This window comes from Bacillus sp. SRB_331 (assembly GCF_003264175.1).
Lineage (GTDB): Bacteria > Bacillota > Bacilli > Bacillales > Bacillaceae_G > Bacillus_A > Bacillus_A mycoides.
This window is the reverse complement of the sequence record NZ_NADV01000029.1, coordinates 77,342-94,843: the sequence shown is the minus strand read 5'-3', so window position 1 is coordinate 94,843 and position 17,502 is coordinate 77,342. Positions and strand designations below refer to the sequence as shown.

The window sequence follows — 17,502 nt, the reverse complement described above, 5'->3', positions numbered from 1 at the left end:
ATAAAACTGAATAAAAGCGTTTTCAATAAAACTAGAAAGATGACACAAATATGTTAATAATTTGAATATCTTAATGAACTTCTTTATTCTTTTTTAGTAGAACTATATTTTGTATAATGGACGCAAAGAAAATACATAACCAAAACCACTTTTGTGGATTGCCGTTTATAAAGAAAACTATCAACGCTATTGCAAATAAAATGGTGGATGCTAAACTAAAATATAATTTTGTTTTAATTCCCATTATTCCTCATCCCTCTATCACTTTACAGTACATACTAACTCTTCATTTTTTAACTCTAATATGTACTCCTGTAAAACATATTCTTTCCCGCCATGTTTTTCATACCAATCATGTATTCTTTTAACATGTATCTTGTCGCTTCTAATTTTTGATTCAATTTCTTTATACTGTTCATAACTATCATATTCCCATATTGCAAATACTTCAGTCGTACCATCATTATTATCTTTCATCCAGCGTCCTATTAAACGAGAACCATATTTTATTTGATTAGGTAAATTAGTATCATTGAAATGATCATTAAATATTTCTATGAATTCATTTTTTACTACATAGTATTTCCTTCTGTAAAACATACTTCTTCACCTCTTTTATGAAAAGTATCAGTAAACCTTCCCATTACTACCGTATTATAATACTTACCATCCGACAGTTTTTTATCATTTTTTAGAATACCTTCTACCTCCAAACCTAATTTTTTATAAAGTTGGATGGCTTTTTCATTTGTCTCTAACACTTGCAATGATATCTTTTTCACTTCATTTTCATCAGCCCACTGAATAGATTGTTGCAATAGACTCTTACCCATTCCATATCCCCAAAACTCTCTTAAAATACAAACACCAAACTCTACTTTATGGGATAATCTCTTCAAATTTGATCCTTCACATCTCGAAAATCCTACGATTCGGTTGTGCACTTCTGCAACTAAAAAAAGATTCTTCATCTCTTCACTATCTGTTTTTACTATTTTTTGAAACCCTATCTTATCAATAAACCCCTCTCCAGCTTCTCTATCCATATTTTCAGTTTCGCCATCGATCTGAACTCTAATTTCTGATAACTGTTCAGCATCCGTTTGAACTGCAGAACGAACTGTATAAGTTAATCCATTCATATGAAACTCTTGTCCTTTTATAATCATTTCAAACTCCTTTTAAATGAGGTCTATTGACGCTATTAAAATTTCTTTACCTTGTTTCTCAAATTGTTGAATCGTTTCTTTACTAGCCCCTTCATCTGTTATTATAAGGTCAATTTCTATTAGTGACTCTCCTTTTATAAAGCAGTCTATTCCAAGTTTATTATGAGGAGCTAAACAAATATTTCTTCTAGCAATTTTACTTACTGTTTTTCCAAAATAAGCAACTTCCGGTGTCGCAGTACTTATACCAATCAATGAAATACCGCCACCTGTAGAGAAATAAAGATCAATAGAGAATCTACTTATCAATTCAGAGGCCAGTGTATCTGTCATATTTCCTGATGGTTTCACTTTTCCACCAATTAAGTACGTATCAATGTTCTTATATTCCCGTAACTTACTAGCAATTTCTAAAGCATTCGTAATAACTGTAAATGATGTTTCAGGTAAATACTTTAACATGGCATAATGAATGGAAGCCCCGCCAATAAAAACGGAATCTCCTTCTTGTATGTAGGATACAGCAACTTTCGCAATCGCATCTTCATCTATTGAACTATCACGATAACGTTTCGATGGTTCGGCAGCTAAGTTTCTCACTCGCGTAAGTTCAACTGCACCTCCGTGCGTTCTTTTTAATAAACCATCCTTCTCCATAATAGACAAATCTCTTCTTATAGAATCAATAGACATATCAAAACTTTCCGCAAGATCCTTTGCGATTACTCTTCCATCTTTCTTAAGTAACTCTAAAATTTTCTCTCTACGCTCTTCAGTGAACATGTTATCACCACCATTATTGAAGATTCAGAAATTTAATCTTTATTTTAATTATATGCATGCTTTTTCTGTATTACAATATTTTCAATTCTTATTTATTCAGCTTTATACAGTTTTTCTCCCTCTTTCTATTCCATTAACTTGAAAACGAAATAAATGTATATTTGCATATTCCACAAACATACTTCCATTTACCTTCCTATTGATGTAAAATTATTCCTATGTTTTACTTTTAAATACAGAAAGGGATTACTATGAAATCTATAATTAAAGTAACTTGTACAGCATTATTATTTACAGGAATAATGGCAGGATGTAGTGGAAATACTGCACCAAAACAAGAAAAGAGCGCTTTTGAAAAGAATGCAATGCACTATGGGGAAATATTTAAAAACGAATACTATAGAGCAACTGTTGAAAATGCAAAATTCGATAAAATAGACAAAGAGTGGCGTCTCACAGCTCGCGTTACTATAAATAATGCTCGTGCTGACGGACAAACGATAGATCTTTCAGAAATAAAATATTTCATAAAAGATGAAAAAACGGGTGAAAAATACGAAGGTGAATTTATACAAAATGAAAATGCTAAAAAGGTTCCATCTGAGTTTTCTTTAACTACCGACATTGTATTTAATATGAAAACTTCTCCAAAAGATTTAAATAATATGTATTTATACATAGATAGCAAAGCTGCGCCGTTAACAGATACATATTGGAAACTTGATAATTTAGCATCTAAATAAAAAACAGTCATATAAGACTGTTTTTTTGTTTGTAAAGTTATAAAGTTTACTAGTTACTTTTCTCAAGCAATACATCTTTTGCACAAATCGTCACTTCTTCAAATGGGCAATCAAATAAAACACCCAATTCGAAACCTTCATTAGTAAGATCTATTTCATGACATAACCACCAAGCACCTTCAAAATTTTCCGGAATAGAACATTTCGTTACGCCTGTAAAAGTTACTTCCAGTTTGTCAAATTCACTGAAAGTACCACTGCAATCTAAAGTAATAATTAGCGTATCTTTTGATCTTCTCTCTACTGATTTGACTACACTGTCATGTAGTGAGTATTCATGTAGTTGAACGACATTCTGCGCGAGCTTTTCTTTTATAGCATTATAATTATCTATATAAGCTTGTTCTAAATCATTCATTCTTTTCTCATAATCTTCTGTACAATCAAGCATAAGTTTCTTTAACTTTACTGATGGGTATTCTGACTTAATTGTATTGTCACGAATGTATGGATGTAGTGACTTAGGTAGAAACTTTAATAAATCTTCTTTCTTTTCTTCCACGTCTTCTCTCAAACTTTTCTTATAATCCATTCCTACCTTTTCGCTCTCTCGCAAAATCTCTTCCCATTCTTCTAATGTTTCTGAGAAAATTAAAAATCCAGATACTTGCATTTCTTTATACCAATCTTTATTGAAATACTTCAATGGCTTTCCTCCTAAAATATTTTAACATCCAACAATAGCAATATATCTATTTATTATATCATTCCAATAGCTATTTTTTCTAAAGAATAAATGCAAAACTGTAAATATTCCGCCTATTATTTCTAAAACTTCAGAATATTTACAAAAATACGAAATTAGAATACATTTTACATGTACAAGTTTTACCTGTACAAAAATCTAAACAAAAAGGGATGGTTATATGTTGAAGAAATTAGTAGCAGGGACATTAGTAGCAGGTTTTGCATTAACTGGAGGATTAGGAGTAGTAAGTGCTGCAGAAAAAGATAATACAATTAAATCATTTGATTATTTAAAAGTTGATGAAAAGAATGTTAATTCATTCACAAAATTAAGCGATCAATCAAAAAAAGACATCCAAATTACTATGGTACTACCTAAGCAAAATGAAAATGGAGATTGGTTAGCTTATGGCTTTACTAGCAGAGAAACATTGAATGCTTTTATTGAAAAGGATAAAAAGGCACTTAAAAATCAAATTAACCCTTTAGGTAGTGGTGCTGGTAGTACCGATTTTTATGAGCATCAAAATAAAGGTGGACAGTATATTTATTGGAGCAGTGGCTTTAAAAACCTATCTTCTAGCTGGAACGACAGAATTTCTTCTGTAAGTACAGCTTCACCTTCTGCAAGTTATTCAACAACGCTATGGGAACATTCTTCAACTCAAGGATATGGAAAAGGTGTCTCCTTTAGACACTCTGATTGGTATGGTCAAACTGCTAATTTAGCTGCAGATTGGAACGATATTACTTCAGCTATTGAAATTAAATAGTAACAGCGCATTTCAATTAAATAAGTGAAGAAGTTTCAAAATCACTATACTCTCATCGATTAAAAAAACATGAGAGTATAGTGATTTTTCTAGTATCTTTTTATACATATTGCTACTTAAATATTATTTACTAAAAAGACCAGTCATATTAGACTGGTCTTTTTACCTTCAAGCATGTACAGCATGTCCTACCGCCTGCAATAATGCTTCATGGATTGCTTCAGATAAAGTTGGATGTGCTGCAATATAATCTCTCATTATATCAGCGGTTACTTCTGTATGAATCATCACCGTTCCTTGCCCAATTAGTTCGGTTGCACGAGGACCGATAATAGAAATCCCTACAATTTCTTGATATTTAGGTTCCACAATAACTTTTACTTTCCCCGTTTGTTCTCCAATAATAAGCGCTTTTCCGTTCGCTGTAAATGCGAATTCTCCGATGAGGATGTCACCGTATTGCTCTCTTGCTCCTTTTTCTGTTAAACCGACACTAGCAATTTCTGGAGCTGTATAAATACAGCGAGGTACAGCATGATAGTTTACTTTCACATCTTCTCCGCTCGCGTGTAATGCCGCTGTCGTTCCTTCATGGAAGGCAACGTGAGCAAGCTGTATTCCACCAATCACATCACCCGCTGCGTAAATATGTGATCTGTTTGTTTGCATATGTTCATTCACAGGAATTCCTTTATTTGAAAATTGAATGCCTGCTTTTTCTAAAGCTAATTCTTGTACACGTGGTTTTCGACCTACAGAAACGAGAATGAATTCCGGGTTGGCTTCTTGGATACTTCCTTCATATTCAAATGAAGCCTGCTTCTTATAATTATTTAATCCTTTTAAAGCCGCTCCTGTAAATATTTTTACGCCATCATTTTCTAGTTTCTCCCTTAAAATTTGTGCGATATCTTCATCTTCATCAGGTAATAATTGCGATGCCATTTCAACAATCGTAACTTTTGTTCCAAGACGACTATAAATGCTTGCAAACTCGCAACCTATTACACCACCACCAACGATTAATAATGATTTTGGTATATTTTCTAGGGACATTGCATGACTACTATTTAAAATCCACTTCCCATCAAATGGAGCAAAAGGTAATTCAGTTGCTTCTGATCCTGCCGCTATAATGAACTGTTCTCCATCTACTACCTCTTCTTTATCACCGTGTGTAACTCGCATACGGTGATCCGTTTCAAATTTCGCTTTACCTTGTATAACTTTTATTTTATTTTTCTTCATTAAATATTGGATTCCTTGTACGAGCTGCGTTACGATTTGTGATTTCCTCGCCTGTATTTGCTTCCAATCAATTGATATACTTCCTTCGTTAAGTGTAACTCCATAATTATTCGCTTTTCTCACAATGTCATGTACTTCCGCACTTTCTAACAATGATTTCGTAGGCATACAACCGACATTTAAACAAGTCCCGCCAAGATCAGCTTCATCAATAAGAGTGACATCTTTTCCATTTTGAGCCGCGGTAATTGCCGCTACATAACCAGCAGGTCCGCCCCCAATAACAACTAAATTACTCATTTTCTCACCTTCTCTTTATAAAAGAATTGTTACAGGCTCTTCTAAATACTCTTTAATTGTGCGTAAAAATGCAGCTGCTGGTGCACCGTCTAGTACACGATGATCGAATGTTAAACTTAAAGGTAACATACTTCCTTTTCTTAATTTTTTCCCTTTATATACAGGAACATGTTCAATTGCACCTACACCTAAAATACCAGTTTCAGGTGTATTTAATACTGGCGTAAAATATTCAATACCGAAGCTACCTAAATTACTAATTGTAAATGTTGTCCCTTGCATATCATCACTACTTAAACTGCCTGCTCGTGCCTTTTGTGCCACATTTTTAATCTCTTTAGATAACTCTACTAAAGATAGATTATTAGCAAAGCGAATAGCTGGAACGACTAATCCTTTTTCTAACGCGACCGCCATACCTAAATGAACATGTTCAAATTGATGAATGGCATCATTTATATACGCGCTGTTCATTTCTTTATGCTCTCTAAGCGCTAATACAACAGCACGAGAAACGAAATCAGTAATAGTTAGTTTGTTATCGTATCGTTTTTGTACAACTTCCGCTATTTCTTTATGTAAAGCAACTAAATCTGTAACATCTACTTTCATCGTTAATGTTAATTGCGCACTATTTTGTAAGCTTGCATGCATACGGTTCGCAATTGCTTTTCGCATACCAGTAATAGGAATGACTTTACTTTCTTCTTGTTCAAGTACTTCTGGAATTGCTACTCTTTCTTCAAGCGCCTTTAATACATCTACCTTTGTAATTCTTCCGCCAGCTCCTGTACCAATTAATGATCTAATATCGAGATTTTCAGTTTTTGCAATTTTCTTTGCTACTGGAGATATTTTAACTCTTTGCTTCGTCACATCTATCGCATATGGTTCTGGATGTTGTACCTTTTTAGGTTCTGGATTAGATGCTTTTTCTTCTACAACATGTATGTTTTCATGAACTTCTACTTTTTCGTCCGGTTTACCGATGTAGCAAATTACAGTACCCGGCGGCACTCCCTCATCTTCACTTACAGCTATATCAAGAACAGTTCCATCAGCTGGTGCTTCTATTTCAGTTTCGATTTTTTCCGAGTTAATACTAGCAATTAGTTCACCTTTTTCTACATTATCACCTGCTTTAATATTCCAGCTCGTAATAATACCTTCTTTCATCGCCATACCTAACTTCGGCATTACAACTTCTACAGCCATGTTTCTCTCTCCCTTCTCATCGTTTCATTACACATGTAATAAAGATTGGTCTCCGATCATTTCTGATACAGTTTCAATTACTTTCTCCGGCGTTGGTAAATATAACTTTTCAAGTGGTGGCGAAAACGGAACTGGTGTATGTGGTGCTGTAATTCGTTTAATAGGTGCATCTAACAAATCGAATCCTTTATCCGCTACAATTGCCGCAATATCTGTTGCGATACTACATCTTGGATTTGCTTCGTCAATAACAATCAGGCGATTCGTTTTTTCAACAGATGCTAAAATCGTATCTTCATCCAGCGGTGATAAAGAACGTGGATCGATTACTTCTACTTCGAGTCCTTTTTCCGATAATTGCTTTGCAGCTGCAAGTGCTGTATGAACTTGTTTTCCAATTGCAACGATTGTTACATCAGAACCTTCACGTTTAATATCTGCTTTTCCTAAAGGAATTGTATAGTACCCTTCTGGTACTTCGCCTTTCATATTGTAAAGTGTTTTATCTTCAAAGAAGATTACTGGATCGTCATCTTCAATTGCCGCTAATAATAAGCCTTTTGCGTCATAAGGAGTGGAAGGAACGACAACTTTTATACCTGGAATGCTCGTAAATAACGCATATAAACTTTGTGAATGCTGTGCCGCTGCGCTAAATCCAGCACCGTGCATCGTACGTACTGTAACTGGCACTTTCGCTTTTCCACCGAACATATAGCGGAACTTTGCACCTTGGTTTAATACTTGATCAAGACAACTACCGATAAAATCATTAAACATTAATTCAGCTATCGGACGTAAACCTGTTGCAGCAGCTGCCATCGCCGCTCCCATATAACCCGCTTCTGAAATTGGAGTATCTAAAATACGATTTCGACCAAATTCTTGTACAAGTCCTTTCGTAACACCGAGTACACCGCCCCATGCTTCATCATCTTGCAAGTGATCCACTTGTGCACCGCCTGCAACATCTTCTCCGATTAAAATTACATTTTCATCACGACGCATTGATATTTTCATCGCTTCATTAATTGCAGTTGACATACTTACTGTTCTAGTCATTATTTTTCACCCTCCTCTTATTTGTAAGAAACGTATACATCTTTTAATAATTCTTCATCTTCCGGATATGGACTATTTTCACTAAATTCAATTGATTGTTGCACTGCTTCATCTACTGCCTTTTCCATATCCACAAGTTCAGATTCTGTTAATAAAGCTTCATGAATTAAATGCTTACGGAAATTCACAATCGCATCTTTTTCATTTAAATGTTCTTCTTTTTCTTCTGAAGTTTTATATGTTTGCGCTTCACCTTCGAAATGACCGTAATTACGATATGTCATACATTCAATTATTGTTGGACCACCGCCATTACGCGCACGTTCTACTGCTTCTTCCGCCGCTTTATACACTGCAAGTAAATCTTTTCCATCTACTTGAACACCTGGAATATTGTAAGCTTTCGCTCGATCTGCAATGGAATCACAACTTGACGCATATTCAAATGTTGTTGCTTCACCGTAACCGTTATTTTCTGCGATAAAAATAACTGGTAACTTCCAAATCGCTGCTAAATTAACCCCTTCATGGAATGTTCCTTCATTATTTGCTCCGTCACCGAAGAAGCAAACACTTACATCTTTCGTTCCTTTATATTTAGCTGTTAATGCTGAACCGCAAGCAAGTGGAAAACCTCCGCCTACAATCCCATTTGCACCAAGCATTCCTTTATCTAAATCGGCAATATGCATTGAACCACCTTTACCTTTACATAAGCCTGTCGCTTTCCCAAAAAGTTCGGCCATCATGCCATTTAAATCACAACCTTTTGCGATACAATGGCCGTGACCTCTATGCGTACTTGTAATACTGTCACTATCTGTTAAGTGGGCACATACACCAACTGCTACCGCTTCTTCACCAGCGTATAGATGAACGAAACCTGGCAGAACGCCTTGCGCGAACAATTCATGCACCTTGTCTTCAAACTTACGAATCTCTAACATTTTTTCATACATCCAACGAGCTTGTTCTTTCGTAATTTCATTCCCTTTACTTTCAGTTGTTTTTAACATGTCCAGCCCTCCTATTTTCTTGTTCATCTTTTATATTGCAAGTACTGTGCCAAATTCTAATCCCTGATTTAATAGGTTTTCTCTTTTCTTTCATAATAAAAAAGTGGACAAAATGAGACATCTGTCTCGTTTTGTCCACTTTTGTTCACCTAATTTGAGAATTATTATCTTATTCATTATCAAAACTCTTCTGTAATTTCCGAATGTAAATAATTTGACCAATGTGATACGCGTTATGAGTCGTTACATTAGCTAATACTTCCCACCACTTCGCAGATACAGGAAATCCAATTACATCACTTTCAACCTTGTCTTCATTTATGAGACTTTGCCATTGTAACAGTTTCTCTAATAGTTTTTCTCTTAACTCTTCAAATGTTTGATTATCTGAAAGCATAAAACTTTTGTTATTATCACCAATAGCGGGCACAGCATTAACATTTGATTCTTTGTACCTAGTTTGCCACGTCGTATTCCAATACAGTAAATGTTGTACAATTTCAGCTATACTATTACACTCTTCATTCGGTTTCCAGAAAGCTTCTCTCTCAGATAAATCCTTAACTGCATCTGAAAATGGAATATACCAACTGGGATCATTCGCATTTGCTAATAACTGATCTGCTAAAACATCTTTCACATGGAACACTTTGCTTCCCCCCGTTAAAAAGATTTATTTTAAGACAATACTTACTTCTCTATATACGCTGAGTCTACACAATTCCCTTTTTAAAATCATTCCAATACATATATAAATGAAAAAACAAAAGCACTTTATCATATAATCTTATTAAAACAACATGCATGATTAATAGATTTTATTCCTATAACTCGTTATGATAAAAGAAAAAGAAAGCGAGCGACCAATGAATAAAAAAATCGCGATTATTACAGGAGCATCAAGTGGATTCGGGCTATTAACGACACTTGAACTCGCAAAAAAAGATTATTTAGTTATCGCTACAATGCGCAATCTTGAGAAACAAGTAGACTTACTAGCTCAAGCTACTAAACTCAAATTACAACAAAACATAAAAGTTCAACAATTAGATATAACAGATCAAAATTCTACACATAATTTCCAATTGTTTTTAAAAGAAATTAATAGAGTTGACCTACTCATAAACAATGCAGGATATGCAAATGGAGGCTTTGTAGAAGAAATTCCAGTAGAGGAATATCGTAAACAATTTGAAACGAACCTTTTCGGAGCTATATCAATCACTCAGCTGGTTTTACCATATATGAGAGAGCAAAAAAGTGGAAAAATCATTAATATAAGCAGTATTAGTGGCCAAGTTGGATTCCCTGGCTTATCCCCGTATGTTTCTTCCAAATATGCATTAGAAGGCTGGAGTGAATCACTTCGCTTAGAAGTAAAACCTTTCGGAATAGATGTTGCTTTACTTGAACCAGGTTCTTATAACACAAACATATGGGAAGTTGGTAAACAACTAGCTGAAAACCAATCTGATACTATCTCTCCATACAAAGAATATATGGATAAAATACAAAAACATATTAATAGTGGTAGCGATACACTTGGTAATCCGATAGATGTTGCCAATAAAATTGTTGAAATTGCTGAAGCAAAGCGTACTAATTTACGATATCCAATTGGAAAAGGTGTAAAATTTATGATTTTTGTGAAGAAGATTCTTCCTTGGAGATTGTGGGAGTACCTTGTTTTGAAAAGCTTTAAGAAAATGTAATTACCTTTATTGATAACCATTTTGAAAGAGGTGCTAATTAAATGTTAGGTTTACCGTATGGAAAAGTATTTTTAGTTCCCTGGACTGAAGAATGGGAAATTGAGTTTATAAAAGAGAAACAATTCATTGAGGAACAAATTGGTGAACATATTTTAGCAATACACCATATTGGAAGTACTTCAATTCCATATTTAAGTGCAAAGCCAATTATTGATATAGCAATTGAACTAGAAGATTATAAGAACGGTTTAAAATGTATTAAAAAGTTAGAACTACTAAACTATAAATACAGAAAGGATGTACTGCCTGAAAGATACTATTTTAATAAAGGCGAACCACGAACTCATCAAATTCATATGTATGAACAAAGGAACAAATATTTAATAGAACAATTACAATTCAGAGATTACTTAATAGACAACAAAACTTCTCGTATACAGTATGAACAGTTAAAGATTCAACTTTCACGAGCTAATCCTAATGATAAACATCAATATGCAGAGGATAAAACAAATTTCATTACATCCATTGTAGCAAAAATAAATGCATAAATTAAATAAGAAACCATTTAGCAGTAAATGGTTTCTTATTTATTAGTTATCTCATTATTTGTGCCTTCAATAATAAAATCTGCCAATTCATGTGGCTTATGACTTTCTACATACATATCTTCAGCAACCATCCAATTGTTTTCCCACATATCACGCGCTGTTTCCCCGTCTCTAGCAATCCCTCTTTTTATCCGTGTTTCACGAGGGCAATTCACCCATATTTTCAAATCATACACTTCAGCCAGCTCCTGACGTGTTGCATATACACCTTCTATAATAACAATTCCGTTTGCAGGGACAATATGAGCTTCCGCTAAAGAATCCGTTTCCCAATCATAACGTTTAAAACAGCCTTCAACGCCATTACTAATCGAATCTAAAACTTCTTGTAAAAGGCGTTTCCAATCAAAATCTGCACCAATTGATTTATTCGTAGGATGTTCATTTACAATTTGTGCACATGGTAAATAAAAATCATCCATATGAACAATCGTTACAGTGGAAAATTTACTTTTTATTTTACTAGCTAACGTACTTTTTCCTGCACCGCCACAACCATCAATACCTATTATTATAAGTGATTGCTCTTTACATTTTTCATGAGCCCATTTTAAAATTACGTTTAAATTCAACCTAATTGATCCCCTTATATCTCTTAAATTCTACTATTAAAGTTTTATGTTGCAGGTGGAACGAAATAAAATAGTATTGAGAGCATCAATATAAATGCAACCAATCCCGTTATCGAAAGAATATATTCTTTTGATTCTCTATCATACTTCCATTCCATCCCTGCTCTTAAAGTCCATGATATTCCTAAATAAGTGAACATGACATAAGCCATTTTAGAGTTTTCAAATTTAAACATATAATAACAACTACCTATTACATAAATAATAATAAGCCCTATTTCTAATTTTACATGTAAACTATTCACATGCTTATATCCAAATAAGCCTCTTTTCTCCATATTCAATTTTCTTCTTAAAAACTGTTCTAAAAAGTAACCACCTATACCCAGTCCAATAATAATAATCAAAATTGTAGAGGTATCCATTGTTATCCCTCCTATTACTTTATTTATTTTTAGAAATAAAGTGGACTATTTTACGGTTATTCTCTTCTAAATAACTTACAATCCCTTCAGGGTATGTTGGCTTCGATTTTAATTCTTCTATACTTTTCCATATTAATATAATATCCGCATGTTCTTTATGTCTTATTTCATTTGTAATTATCTCTTCAACAGTTCCCCAATGTAGCAATGTACAGTGATGTCCTTTTTCGTTCTTCCACTCAAAAATATGCTCACTTACAATTGCTAACTCTTGAACATCAACTTTCAAATCGTATTCTTCTAGTAACTCTCGAATTATTGCTTCTTTTGCTGTTTCACCAAATTCAATAGAGCCACCTGGAAAACGATAAAATGATTGGTTCTCATCACATTGAACAAGTACTTTAGAATGATCTTCATTTAAAATCATTGCTTCAACGCGTAATTTAGGCATTTTCATTTTGTCTCTCCATTCATTCCACATATGATTAAATCCAATAGCTATAAAAGAAAAGATTAAGCATAATTCCTGTTATTATTAATAATGGAACCGTTCCTAAAGAAATGACATATTCCCTTGATTCTTTATCAAATTTCCATTCCATATATGATTGAAAGCAGTATAAAGTTATTAAAAATAAAATGGGTAAATTACTAATATAAATAGGATTTAAAGTGGCACATATCATCGTAACAATTATATAACAAATGATAAGAACCCTAGTGCCCCATTTATGAGAGGTGTTTACATATTTACTATTCCAATCAGTTTGTTTCGGTATATTTAATTTTTTTCTCACTACTTTTTCCAAAACAACTAAAAATATAATCCATACTATTAATAAAATTCCTTTAACTAAAAGCAGTGATGTCTCCTCCTTTTACCTTTTATCCGGCTGATCACTAGGATACGTAGAATCCTCTTTGTTTTCAACATCCCAACTAATTATTGTCGCACTATCTCGCCCAAATTGATGATGAACGTGTTCTAAAACATTGTGAACATTTTCTTTAAGCTCTATATTTTTTTCATTCATATCGTTATATAGATTTAATGGTGTTTCATAACGGCGTTCCCCACATTCTAATACCCCATCTGTCACCATTACAATTCGATTGTTACCAGTACGTAATTCACGAATTCCTGATGAATAGCAAGGAACTGGCAAATCAAATGTATTTACATTACCAATCCATTCGTAAAAATGACGTTGATTTAATGCATATTGTCCTAATTTATGTAACTCTTCATGAAATACATAAATTAAGCAATCCCCTATGGAAAGCCACCATATATAGTTTTCTTTTCTTACACATAGTAAGCAAGCAGTTTCACCTTTTACCCTTTCGCACTTTTCTTTAAATGAGGGGGATTGAAATATTGTAAGTATATAATTTTCAACAGATTGAAATACGGTTTCAATTGATTCTTTCATAATCGCTTTTATATTTTCATATTCTTTTTCGATTGTATGTACTACCAATTCAACACTTTCTGCACTATTATGTCCATCTAATATAACAGCGAATTCCCAATCACCATTTGACCAAACTAACACACCGTCTTCATTCTTTTTTGCTCCGGCACTTATATTCCCGCCGTATTTACCAAGTACAATGTCACCATATTGCTTAACTGAGATTTCTCCTAAACACATTTCCGTATTTCCAACCCATGAATATTGTGTATTATTTGTTGTATGCATACTCATTTACCATATACTTTCGTATTCTTTCACATAGTTTTTTTATTTCCTCTGAATCTCCATGTGGTGCACCAGTCCAATTTGCTACTTCAGTCGGTGACCGAAACTCTTTTGGTGTATTTGGATAACGCGGAATAATGTGCATATGCAAATGTGGTACACCATTACCTGAAACGAAACTGTAAATATGTTCTGCACCTTTGCTTTCTTTAAGCGCTTTACTTACTCTACTTGTTATCAGTCCGAATGCCTTTGCCTCATCTTCAGTTAATTCAGCGAGACCAGGTACATGTCTCTTTATATCAATCATTACGTAACCAAGATATGTTTCTTCTGTATCCCAATGGACATGTCCAACGTATATGAGATCATCTTCATAAATAGCACCGCCTTGAACTATAATGTTTCCTTTATGTTTTTCGCAAATGAAGCAGTTTTTTTCTACTTGATTGTTTATTGACATATCCATCACCATCCTTTTCATATATAATATCATAAAAAAAGGAAAAATAGGTTTTATATTCCGAAAATTCAATCTCTTAAAATGAGATCACATTAAAATAATCTACAACTCATTATTTCTTCAAAAGCGTAATCCCCATTCCAACTGCAATCCCAATCGCTATTCCGATTGCTATATTATCAGTAAATACACCAGGAACTACGCCGATTACAACACCTATAGCGACACCAATTGTCATAGCATCATTTCTTTTTTTATTTATAGACAAAATTGCATCTCCTCCCATCATTTCTCCCTATATAATATCTATTTACATAAACGTGGAAATATTATTATGTACTCGCTATTCCTCTTGAATATTTCCCAAAAATGTACTTTAAACTTTAAATATATTACTTTTCCATTCTCCGTACATACTCCTCTTATTATGAAAAATTTTTCAAGAAACCATTAAATATACATAGGCATTTACTATAAGAAAGACCAGTAATTCATCTAAGGAGGAACAATTCATATGTATTCTCATTGGAATCCAAATTTAAATCATCAATATGTTTACTCGCCCCATACTGCAAGGAATACACTGCATTATGAGTCGCAATACATGATGCAGCGCATTGCAAGCCAATTAACTAAATTGATCTTTTTAATCGAAGAAAACAATCATTTAATAACATCAATGGAACAACAGCAAACCCAAGTTTGTGCACCAGCTGGAGGTCCTGTTATTGTTCTGATGTAATTCGAATTCAAAAAACACACTTTTTAGTATAAAGTGTGTTTTTTGAATTATTTTCTTTTTGTATAAAACCCTTGCGTAATTCGATCTAATATAATCGCAATCACGACGATAGCTAGTCCAGCTTCAAATCCCATTCCGATATTTACTTGTGTTACAGAGCGATATACATCGACGCCAAGTCCTGGCGCTCCTACAAGTGAAGCTGTTACAACCATTGATAACGAAAGCATAATACTTTGATTCACGCCAGCCATGATCGTTCCGGTTGCGAGCGGTAATTGTACTTTAAATAATTTTTGTGATGCGGTAGAGCCAAACGCATTCGCAGCTTCAATTAAATCTTCTGGAACTTGTCTAATTCCTAAGTCTGTAAATCTGATTGTCGGTGGCATAGCAAAAATAACGGAAGCAATAATGCCTGGTACGACGCCTACTCCAAAAAATGTTATCGCGGGAATGAGATAGACGAATGCCGGCATTGTTTGCATAAAATCTAATGTCGGTTTTAAAAATTTTGAGAAACGTTCATTTTGAGATGCTAAAATGCCAATGGGAATTCCGATAATAATTGAAATAATAACTGACGTAAGTACGAGCGCTAATGTTTGCATCGTTTGTGCCCAGTAGTTAATATTTAAAATAAATAATAATCCGATGAGCGTAAAAATGACTAAAGATAATTTCCTCGTTGTGTACCAAATGAGGAAACATAAGATGATAATCATCACTATGGCTGGTATTATTGTTAAAAAATTAGTGAGTAAATCAACAAATCCACCGATAATATAGGAGAATCCTCGGAACAAGCCTTCAAAGTGCTCGTATAAACTTGCAACAAATGAATCGACCCATTCGCCTAATGGAATGCGCGGAATATTATTCATCGTCTTTCCCCTCTTCCTCAATGTTACCTGCAAGAGCTTGAATGACACTTTCACGTTTAATAATTCCTCTCAACCTTTTCTTTTCATCAATTACGGGTAATGGATATTTCATCTCCGCCATTTTTGCATACGTTTCTTCCAGTAATGTATCTAGATAAACGTGTGGAATATCATTAAGTAATAAATCAGCAATTGGCCATTGTTTTTTCATTGCTTTACTTGCATCATCCGCTGTTAAAATACCTAAAAACTCATACTTTTTGTTCACAACATATACCGTAGAAACACCTGCATTTCTCATAATTTGCAGAGCTACACGCGGCCCACGATCGATTAATAACGTTTCTGGTCTTTTTAAAATAGATTCTGCCGTAATTACTTTTCCTAAATTCACATCCGCCACGAATTTCTCTACAAATTCATTTGCAGGGCTCATCATAATTTCTTCCGGTGTTCCAATTTGGACAATTTCTCCATCTTTCATTAATGCGATACGATCACCAATTCGAAGAGCTTCATCTAAATCATGTGTAATAAAAATAATTGTTTTTTCCATTTTATCTTGTAACTCTAACAATTCATCTTGCATTTCTTTTCGAATTAGTGGATCTAATGCACTAAATGACTCGTCCATTAGTAATACATCTGGATTATTCGTTAGTGCCCTTGCAATTCCAACACGCTGCTGCATACCACCACTAAGTTGACTAGGGTAATTATCTTTATGATGATCGAGTCCTACTAACTGTAGCGATTCTAACGCCTTATTTTCTCGTTCCTCTACTGGAACTCCTTGAATTTCTAACCCGTACGCAACGTTTTGTATTACCGTACGATGTGGAAATAAAGCAAACTTCTGAAAAACCATACTCATTTTCGTCCTTCTTACTCTTCGCAATTCTTCTTTTCCCATCGTTGCGATGTCTTCACCATCTATGTATATATGCCCGGCTGTCGGTTTGATTAATTGATTTAGCATTCGAACTAGCGTTGATTTCCCACTACCAGACAAACCCATAATAACGAAAATTTCTCCAGTGTATACTTCAAACGTTGCCTTTTTCACACCAACGTTCATTCCTGTCTCCTTTAAAATTTCCGATTTGCTTTTTCCTTCTTTTAATAAGGTAAGCGCTCGTTGCGGATGTTTCCCAAAGACTTTTGTTACATTTTCAACACGTACCTTTGTATTATCCATGTCACTACTCCTTTTCTACCCATCTATTTACATAGTGTTGCGATTTTACAGAGAAATATTACATAAAAATGACATATATAAGATTTCTTTAAAAATTCTTGTTTCCGTTCATAATAAGAAGGTTCACTTATAG

General features: G+C 34.0%; 23 protein-coding genes. 5 read left to right on the top strand and 18 right to left on the bottom strand.

What is annotated here, in order from left to right:
- Positions 1-261: 261 nt before the first annotated feature.
- Genes B5P42_RS18870 through B5P42_RS18860 form a run of 3 tightly spaced genes read right to left on the bottom strand, consistent with a single transcriptional unit; the run spans position 262 to position 1,952 of the window.
- Entirely contained in the window at positions 262-600 is a 339-nt protein-coding gene (locus B5P42_RS18870; protein ID WP_002127705.1) for an NIPSNAP family protein, read from the bottom strand.
- Complete coding sequence (locus B5P42_RS18865; protein WP_113734919.1) at positions 573-1,169, bottom strand: GNAT family N-acetyltransferase; 597 nt, start codon at positions 1,167-1,169, stop codon at positions 573-575. Before B5P42_RS18865 ends, B5P42_RS18870 begins: the two co-directional genes overlap by 28 nt.
- Positions 1,170-1,181: 12 nt before the next feature.
- A complete protein-coding gene (locus tag B5P42_RS18860; RefSeq protein ID WP_113734918.1) occupies positions 1,182-1,952 on the bottom strand; it encodes a DeoR/GlpR family DNA-binding transcription regulator in 771 nt (256 codons plus the stop codon).
- Between the two features lie 251 nt (positions 1,953-2,203).
- On the opposite strand from B5P42_RS18860, the gene B5P42_RS18855 reads away from it, so the two are divergent.
- Positions 2,204-2,695: a hypothetical protein gene (locus B5P42_RS18855; protein ID WP_060751402.1), complete on the top strand. Its 492-nt coding sequence runs from the start codon at positions 2,204-2,206 to the stop codon at positions 2,693-2,695.
- 49 nt (positions 2,696-2,744) lie between these two features.
- On the opposite strand, the gene B5P42_RS18850 is transcribed toward B5P42_RS18855, so the two are convergent.
- The gene (locus B5P42_RS18850) at positions 2,745-3,401 is read right to left on the bottom strand and encodes a DUF4085 family protein (RefSeq protein ID WP_113734917.1); all 657 of its coding nucleotides are present in this window, start codon (positions 3,399-3,401) and stop codon (positions 2,745-2,747) included.
- A gap of 220 nt (positions 3,402-3,621) precedes the next feature.
- Here B5P42_RS18850 and B5P42_RS18845 point away from each other — a divergent pair, with 220 nt between their 5' ends.
- Positions 3,622-4,215: a hypothetical protein gene (locus B5P42_RS18845; protein WP_085311497.1), complete on the top strand. Its 594-nt coding sequence runs from the start codon at positions 3,622-3,624 to the stop codon at positions 4,213-4,215.
- 168 nt (positions 4,216-4,383) lie between these two features.
- Here the strand turns inward: B5P42_RS18845 and lpdA are convergent, their stop codons facing one another.
- The 5 genes from lpdA to B5P42_RS18820 all read right to left on the bottom strand — a co-directional run bounded on the left by lpdA (position 4,384) and on the right by B5P42_RS18820 (position 9,705).
- A complete protein-coding gene (gene lpdA / locus B5P42_RS18840; protein WP_113734916.1) occupies positions 4,384-5,763 on the bottom strand; it encodes a dihydrolipoyl dehydrogenase in 1,380 nt (459 codons plus the stop codon).
- A 15-nt stretch (positions 5,764-5,778) separates the two neighbouring features.
- Positions 5,779-6,978 carry a dihydrolipoamide acetyltransferase family protein gene (locus B5P42_RS18835; protein WP_113734915.1) on the bottom strand — a complete coding sequence of 400 codons (1,200 nt, stop codon included), beginning with the start codon at positions 6,976-6,978 and terminating at the stop codon, positions 5,779-5,781.
- A gap of 27 nt (positions 6,979-7,005) precedes the next feature.
- Positions 7,006-8,040: an acetoin:2,6-dichlorophenolindophenol oxidoreductase subunit beta gene (gene acoB, locus B5P42_RS18830; RefSeq protein WP_002168235.1), complete on the bottom strand. Its 1,035-nt coding sequence runs from the start codon at positions 8,038-8,040 to the stop codon at positions 7,006-7,008.
- Positions 8,041-8,057: 17 nt separating this feature from the next.
- The gene (gene acoA, locus B5P42_RS18825; protein WP_016091510.1) at positions 8,058-9,056 is read right to left on the bottom strand and encodes an acetoin:2,6-dichlorophenolindophenol oxidoreductase subunit alpha; all 999 of its coding nucleotides are present in this window, start codon (positions 9,054-9,056) and stop codon (positions 8,058-8,060) included.
- Positions 9,057-9,225: 169 nt separating this feature from the next.
- Positions 9,226-9,705: a DinB family protein gene (locus B5P42_RS18820; RefSeq protein ID WP_002085139.1), complete on the bottom strand. Its 480-nt coding sequence runs from the start codon at positions 9,703-9,705 to the stop codon at positions 9,226-9,228.
- 217 nt (positions 9,706-9,922) lie between these two features.
- Here B5P42_RS18820 and B5P42_RS18815 point away from each other — a divergent pair, with 217 nt between their 5' ends.
- Positions 9,923-10,768, top strand: coding sequence for an oxidoreductase (locus tag B5P42_RS18815; RefSeq protein ID WP_220089396.1), 846 nt, complete (start codon positions 9,923-9,925; stop codon positions 10,766-10,768).
- Positions 10,769-10,809: 41 nt separating this feature from the next.
- Positions 10,810-11,319, top strand: coding sequence for a GrpB family protein (locus B5P42_RS18810; protein ID WP_088033613.1), 510 nt, complete (start codon positions 10,810-10,812; stop codon positions 11,317-11,319).
- A gap of 35 nt (positions 11,320-11,354) precedes the next feature.
- On the opposite strand, the gene B5P42_RS18805 is transcribed toward B5P42_RS18810, so the two are convergent.
- From B5P42_RS18805 to B5P42_RS18775, 7 genes are all read right to left on the bottom strand, one after another.
- Positions 11,355-11,951, bottom strand: a complete 597-nt coding sequence (locus B5P42_RS18805; protein WP_113734913.1) for a uridine kinase family protein — start codon at positions 11,949-11,951, stop codon at positions 11,355-11,357.
- Between the two features lie 44 nt (positions 11,952-11,995).
- Positions 11,996-12,376: a DUF4181 domain-containing protein gene (locus B5P42_RS18800; RefSeq protein ID WP_088033609.1), complete on the bottom strand. Its 381-nt coding sequence runs from the start codon at positions 12,374-12,376 to the stop codon at positions 11,996-11,998.
- Between the two features lie 19 nt (positions 12,377-12,395).
- A complete protein-coding gene (locus B5P42_RS18795; protein ID WP_113734912.1) occupies positions 12,396-12,836 on the bottom strand; it encodes an NUDIX domain-containing protein in 441 nt (146 codons plus the stop codon).
- A 28-nt stretch (positions 12,837-12,864) separates the two neighbouring features.
- A complete protein-coding gene (locus tag B5P42_RS18790) occupies positions 12,865-13,188 on the bottom strand; it encodes a DUF4181 domain-containing protein (protein ID WP_088033605.1) in 324 nt (107 codons plus the stop codon).
- Between the two features lie 69 nt (positions 13,189-13,257).
- A complete protein-coding gene (locus B5P42_RS18785; RefSeq protein WP_113734911.1) occupies positions 13,258-14,088 on the bottom strand; it encodes a PP2C family serine/threonine-protein phosphatase in 831 nt (276 codons plus the stop codon).
- Complete coding sequence (locus B5P42_RS18780; RefSeq protein WP_113734910.1) at positions 14,066-14,557, bottom strand: HIT family protein; 492 nt, start codon at positions 14,555-14,557, stop codon at positions 14,066-14,068. The genes B5P42_RS18785 and B5P42_RS18780 overlap by 23 nt, the downstream gene beginning before the upstream one ends.
- A 100-nt stretch (positions 14,558-14,657) precedes the next feature.
- Complete coding sequence (locus tag B5P42_RS18775; RefSeq protein ID WP_088033600.1) at positions 14,658-14,831, bottom strand: glycine zipper domain-containing protein; 174 nt, start codon at positions 14,829-14,831, stop codon at positions 14,658-14,660.
- A 228-nt stretch (positions 14,832-15,059) separates the two neighbouring features.
- Here B5P42_RS18775 and B5P42_RS18770 point away from each other — a divergent pair, with 228 nt between their 5' ends.
- The gene (locus B5P42_RS18770; protein WP_113734909.1) at positions 15,060-15,287 is read left to right on the top strand and encodes a hypothetical protein; all 228 of its coding nucleotides are present in this window, start codon (positions 15,060-15,062) and stop codon (positions 15,285-15,287) included.
- A 47-nt stretch (positions 15,288-15,334) separates the two neighbouring features.
- Here B5P42_RS18770 and B5P42_RS18765 read toward each other — a convergent pair whose 3' ends face one another.
- Together B5P42_RS18765 and B5P42_RS18760 are read right to left on the bottom strand one after the other, a co-directional pair.
- Positions 15,335-16,171 carry an ABC transporter permease gene (locus tag B5P42_RS18765; RefSeq protein WP_002127727.1) on the bottom strand — a complete coding sequence of 279 codons (837 nt, stop codon included), beginning with the start codon at positions 16,169-16,171 and terminating at the stop codon, positions 15,335-15,337.
- Positions 16,164-17,369, bottom strand: coding sequence for a quaternary amine ABC transporter ATP-binding protein (locus B5P42_RS18760; RefSeq protein WP_113734908.1), 1,206 nt, complete (start codon positions 17,367-17,369; stop codon positions 16,164-16,166). Before B5P42_RS18760 ends, B5P42_RS18765 begins: the two co-directional genes overlap by 8 nt.
- Positions 17,370-17,502: the final 133 nt, after the last annotated feature.

What these genes read in the sequence shown, in the direction of transcription:
- B5P42_RS18800 (WP_088033609.1), bottom strand. Translation starts at nt 12,376, where the DNA reads ATGGATACCTCTACAATTTTGATTATTATTATTGGACTGGGTATAGGT.
- B5P42_RS18860 (WP_113734918.1), bottom strand. Translation starts at nt 1,952, where the DNA reads ATGTTCACTGAAGAGCGTAGAGAGAAAATTTTAGAGTTACTTAAGAAA.
- lpdA (WP_113734916.1), bottom strand. Translation starts at nt 5,763, where the DNA reads ATGAGTAATTTAGTTGTTATTGGGGGCGGACCTGCTGGTTATGTAGCG.
- B5P42_RS18835 (WP_113734915.1), bottom strand. Translation starts at nt 6,978, where the DNA reads ATGGCTGTAGAAGTTGTAATGCCGAAGTTAGGTATGGCGATGAAAGAA.
- B5P42_RS18765 (WP_002127727.1), bottom strand. Translation starts at nt 16,171, where the DNA reads ATGAATAATATTCCGCGCATTCCATTAGGCGAATGGGTCGATTCATTT.
- B5P42_RS18865 (WP_113734919.1), bottom strand. Translation starts at nt 1,169, where the DNA reads ATGATTATAAAAGGACAAGAGTTTCATATGAATGGATTAACTTATACA.
- B5P42_RS18870 (WP_002127705.1), bottom strand. Translation starts at nt 600, where the DNA reads ATGTTTTACAGAAGGAAATACTATGTAGTAAAAAATGAATTCATAGAA.
- B5P42_RS18855 (WP_060751402.1), top strand. Translation starts at nt 2,204, where the DNA reads ATGAAATCTATAATTAAAGTAACTTGTACAGCATTATTATTTACAGGA.
- B5P42_RS18795 (WP_113734912.1), bottom strand. Translation starts at nt 12,836, where the DNA reads ATGAAAATGCCTAAATTACGCGTTGAAGCAATGATTTTAAATGAAGAT.
- B5P42_RS18780 (WP_113734910.1), bottom strand. Translation starts at nt 14,557, where the DNA reads ATGGTGATGGATATGTCAATAAACAATCAAGTAGAAAAAAACTGCTTC.
- B5P42_RS18810 (WP_088033613.1), top strand. Translation starts at nt 10,810, where the DNA reads ATGTTAGGTTTACCGTATGGAAAAGTATTTTTAGTTCCCTGGACTGAA.
- B5P42_RS18845 (WP_085311497.1), top strand. Translation starts at nt 3,622, where the DNA reads ATGTTGAAGAAATTAGTAGCAGGGACATTAGTAGCAGGTTTTGCATTA.
- B5P42_RS18770 (WP_113734909.1), top strand. Translation starts at nt 15,060, where the DNA reads ATGTATTCTCATTGGAATCCAAATTTAAATCATCAATATGTTTACTCG.
- B5P42_RS18815 (WP_220089396.1), top strand. Translation starts at nt 9,923, where the DNA reads ATGAATAAAAAAATCGCGATTATTACAGGAGCATCAAGTGGATTCGGG.
- B5P42_RS18775 (WP_088033600.1), bottom strand. Translation starts at nt 14,831, where the DNA reads ATGGGAGGAGATGCAATTTTGTCTATAAATAAAAAAAGAAATGATGCT.
- acoB (WP_002168235.1), bottom strand. Translation starts at nt 8,040, where the DNA reads ATGACTAGAACAGTAAGTATGTCAACTGCAATTAATGAAGCGATGAAA.
- B5P42_RS18785 (WP_113734911.1), bottom strand. Translation starts at nt 14,088, where the DNA reads ATGAGTATGCATACAACAAATAATACACAATATTCATGGGTTGGAAAT.
- acoA (WP_016091510.1), bottom strand. Translation starts at nt 9,056, where the DNA reads ATGTTAAAAACAACTGAAAGTAAAGGGAATGAAATTACGAAAGAACAA.
- B5P42_RS18760 (WP_113734908.1), bottom strand. Translation starts at nt 17,369, where the DNA reads ATGGATAATACAAAGGTACGTGTTGAAAATGTAACAAAAGTCTTTGGG.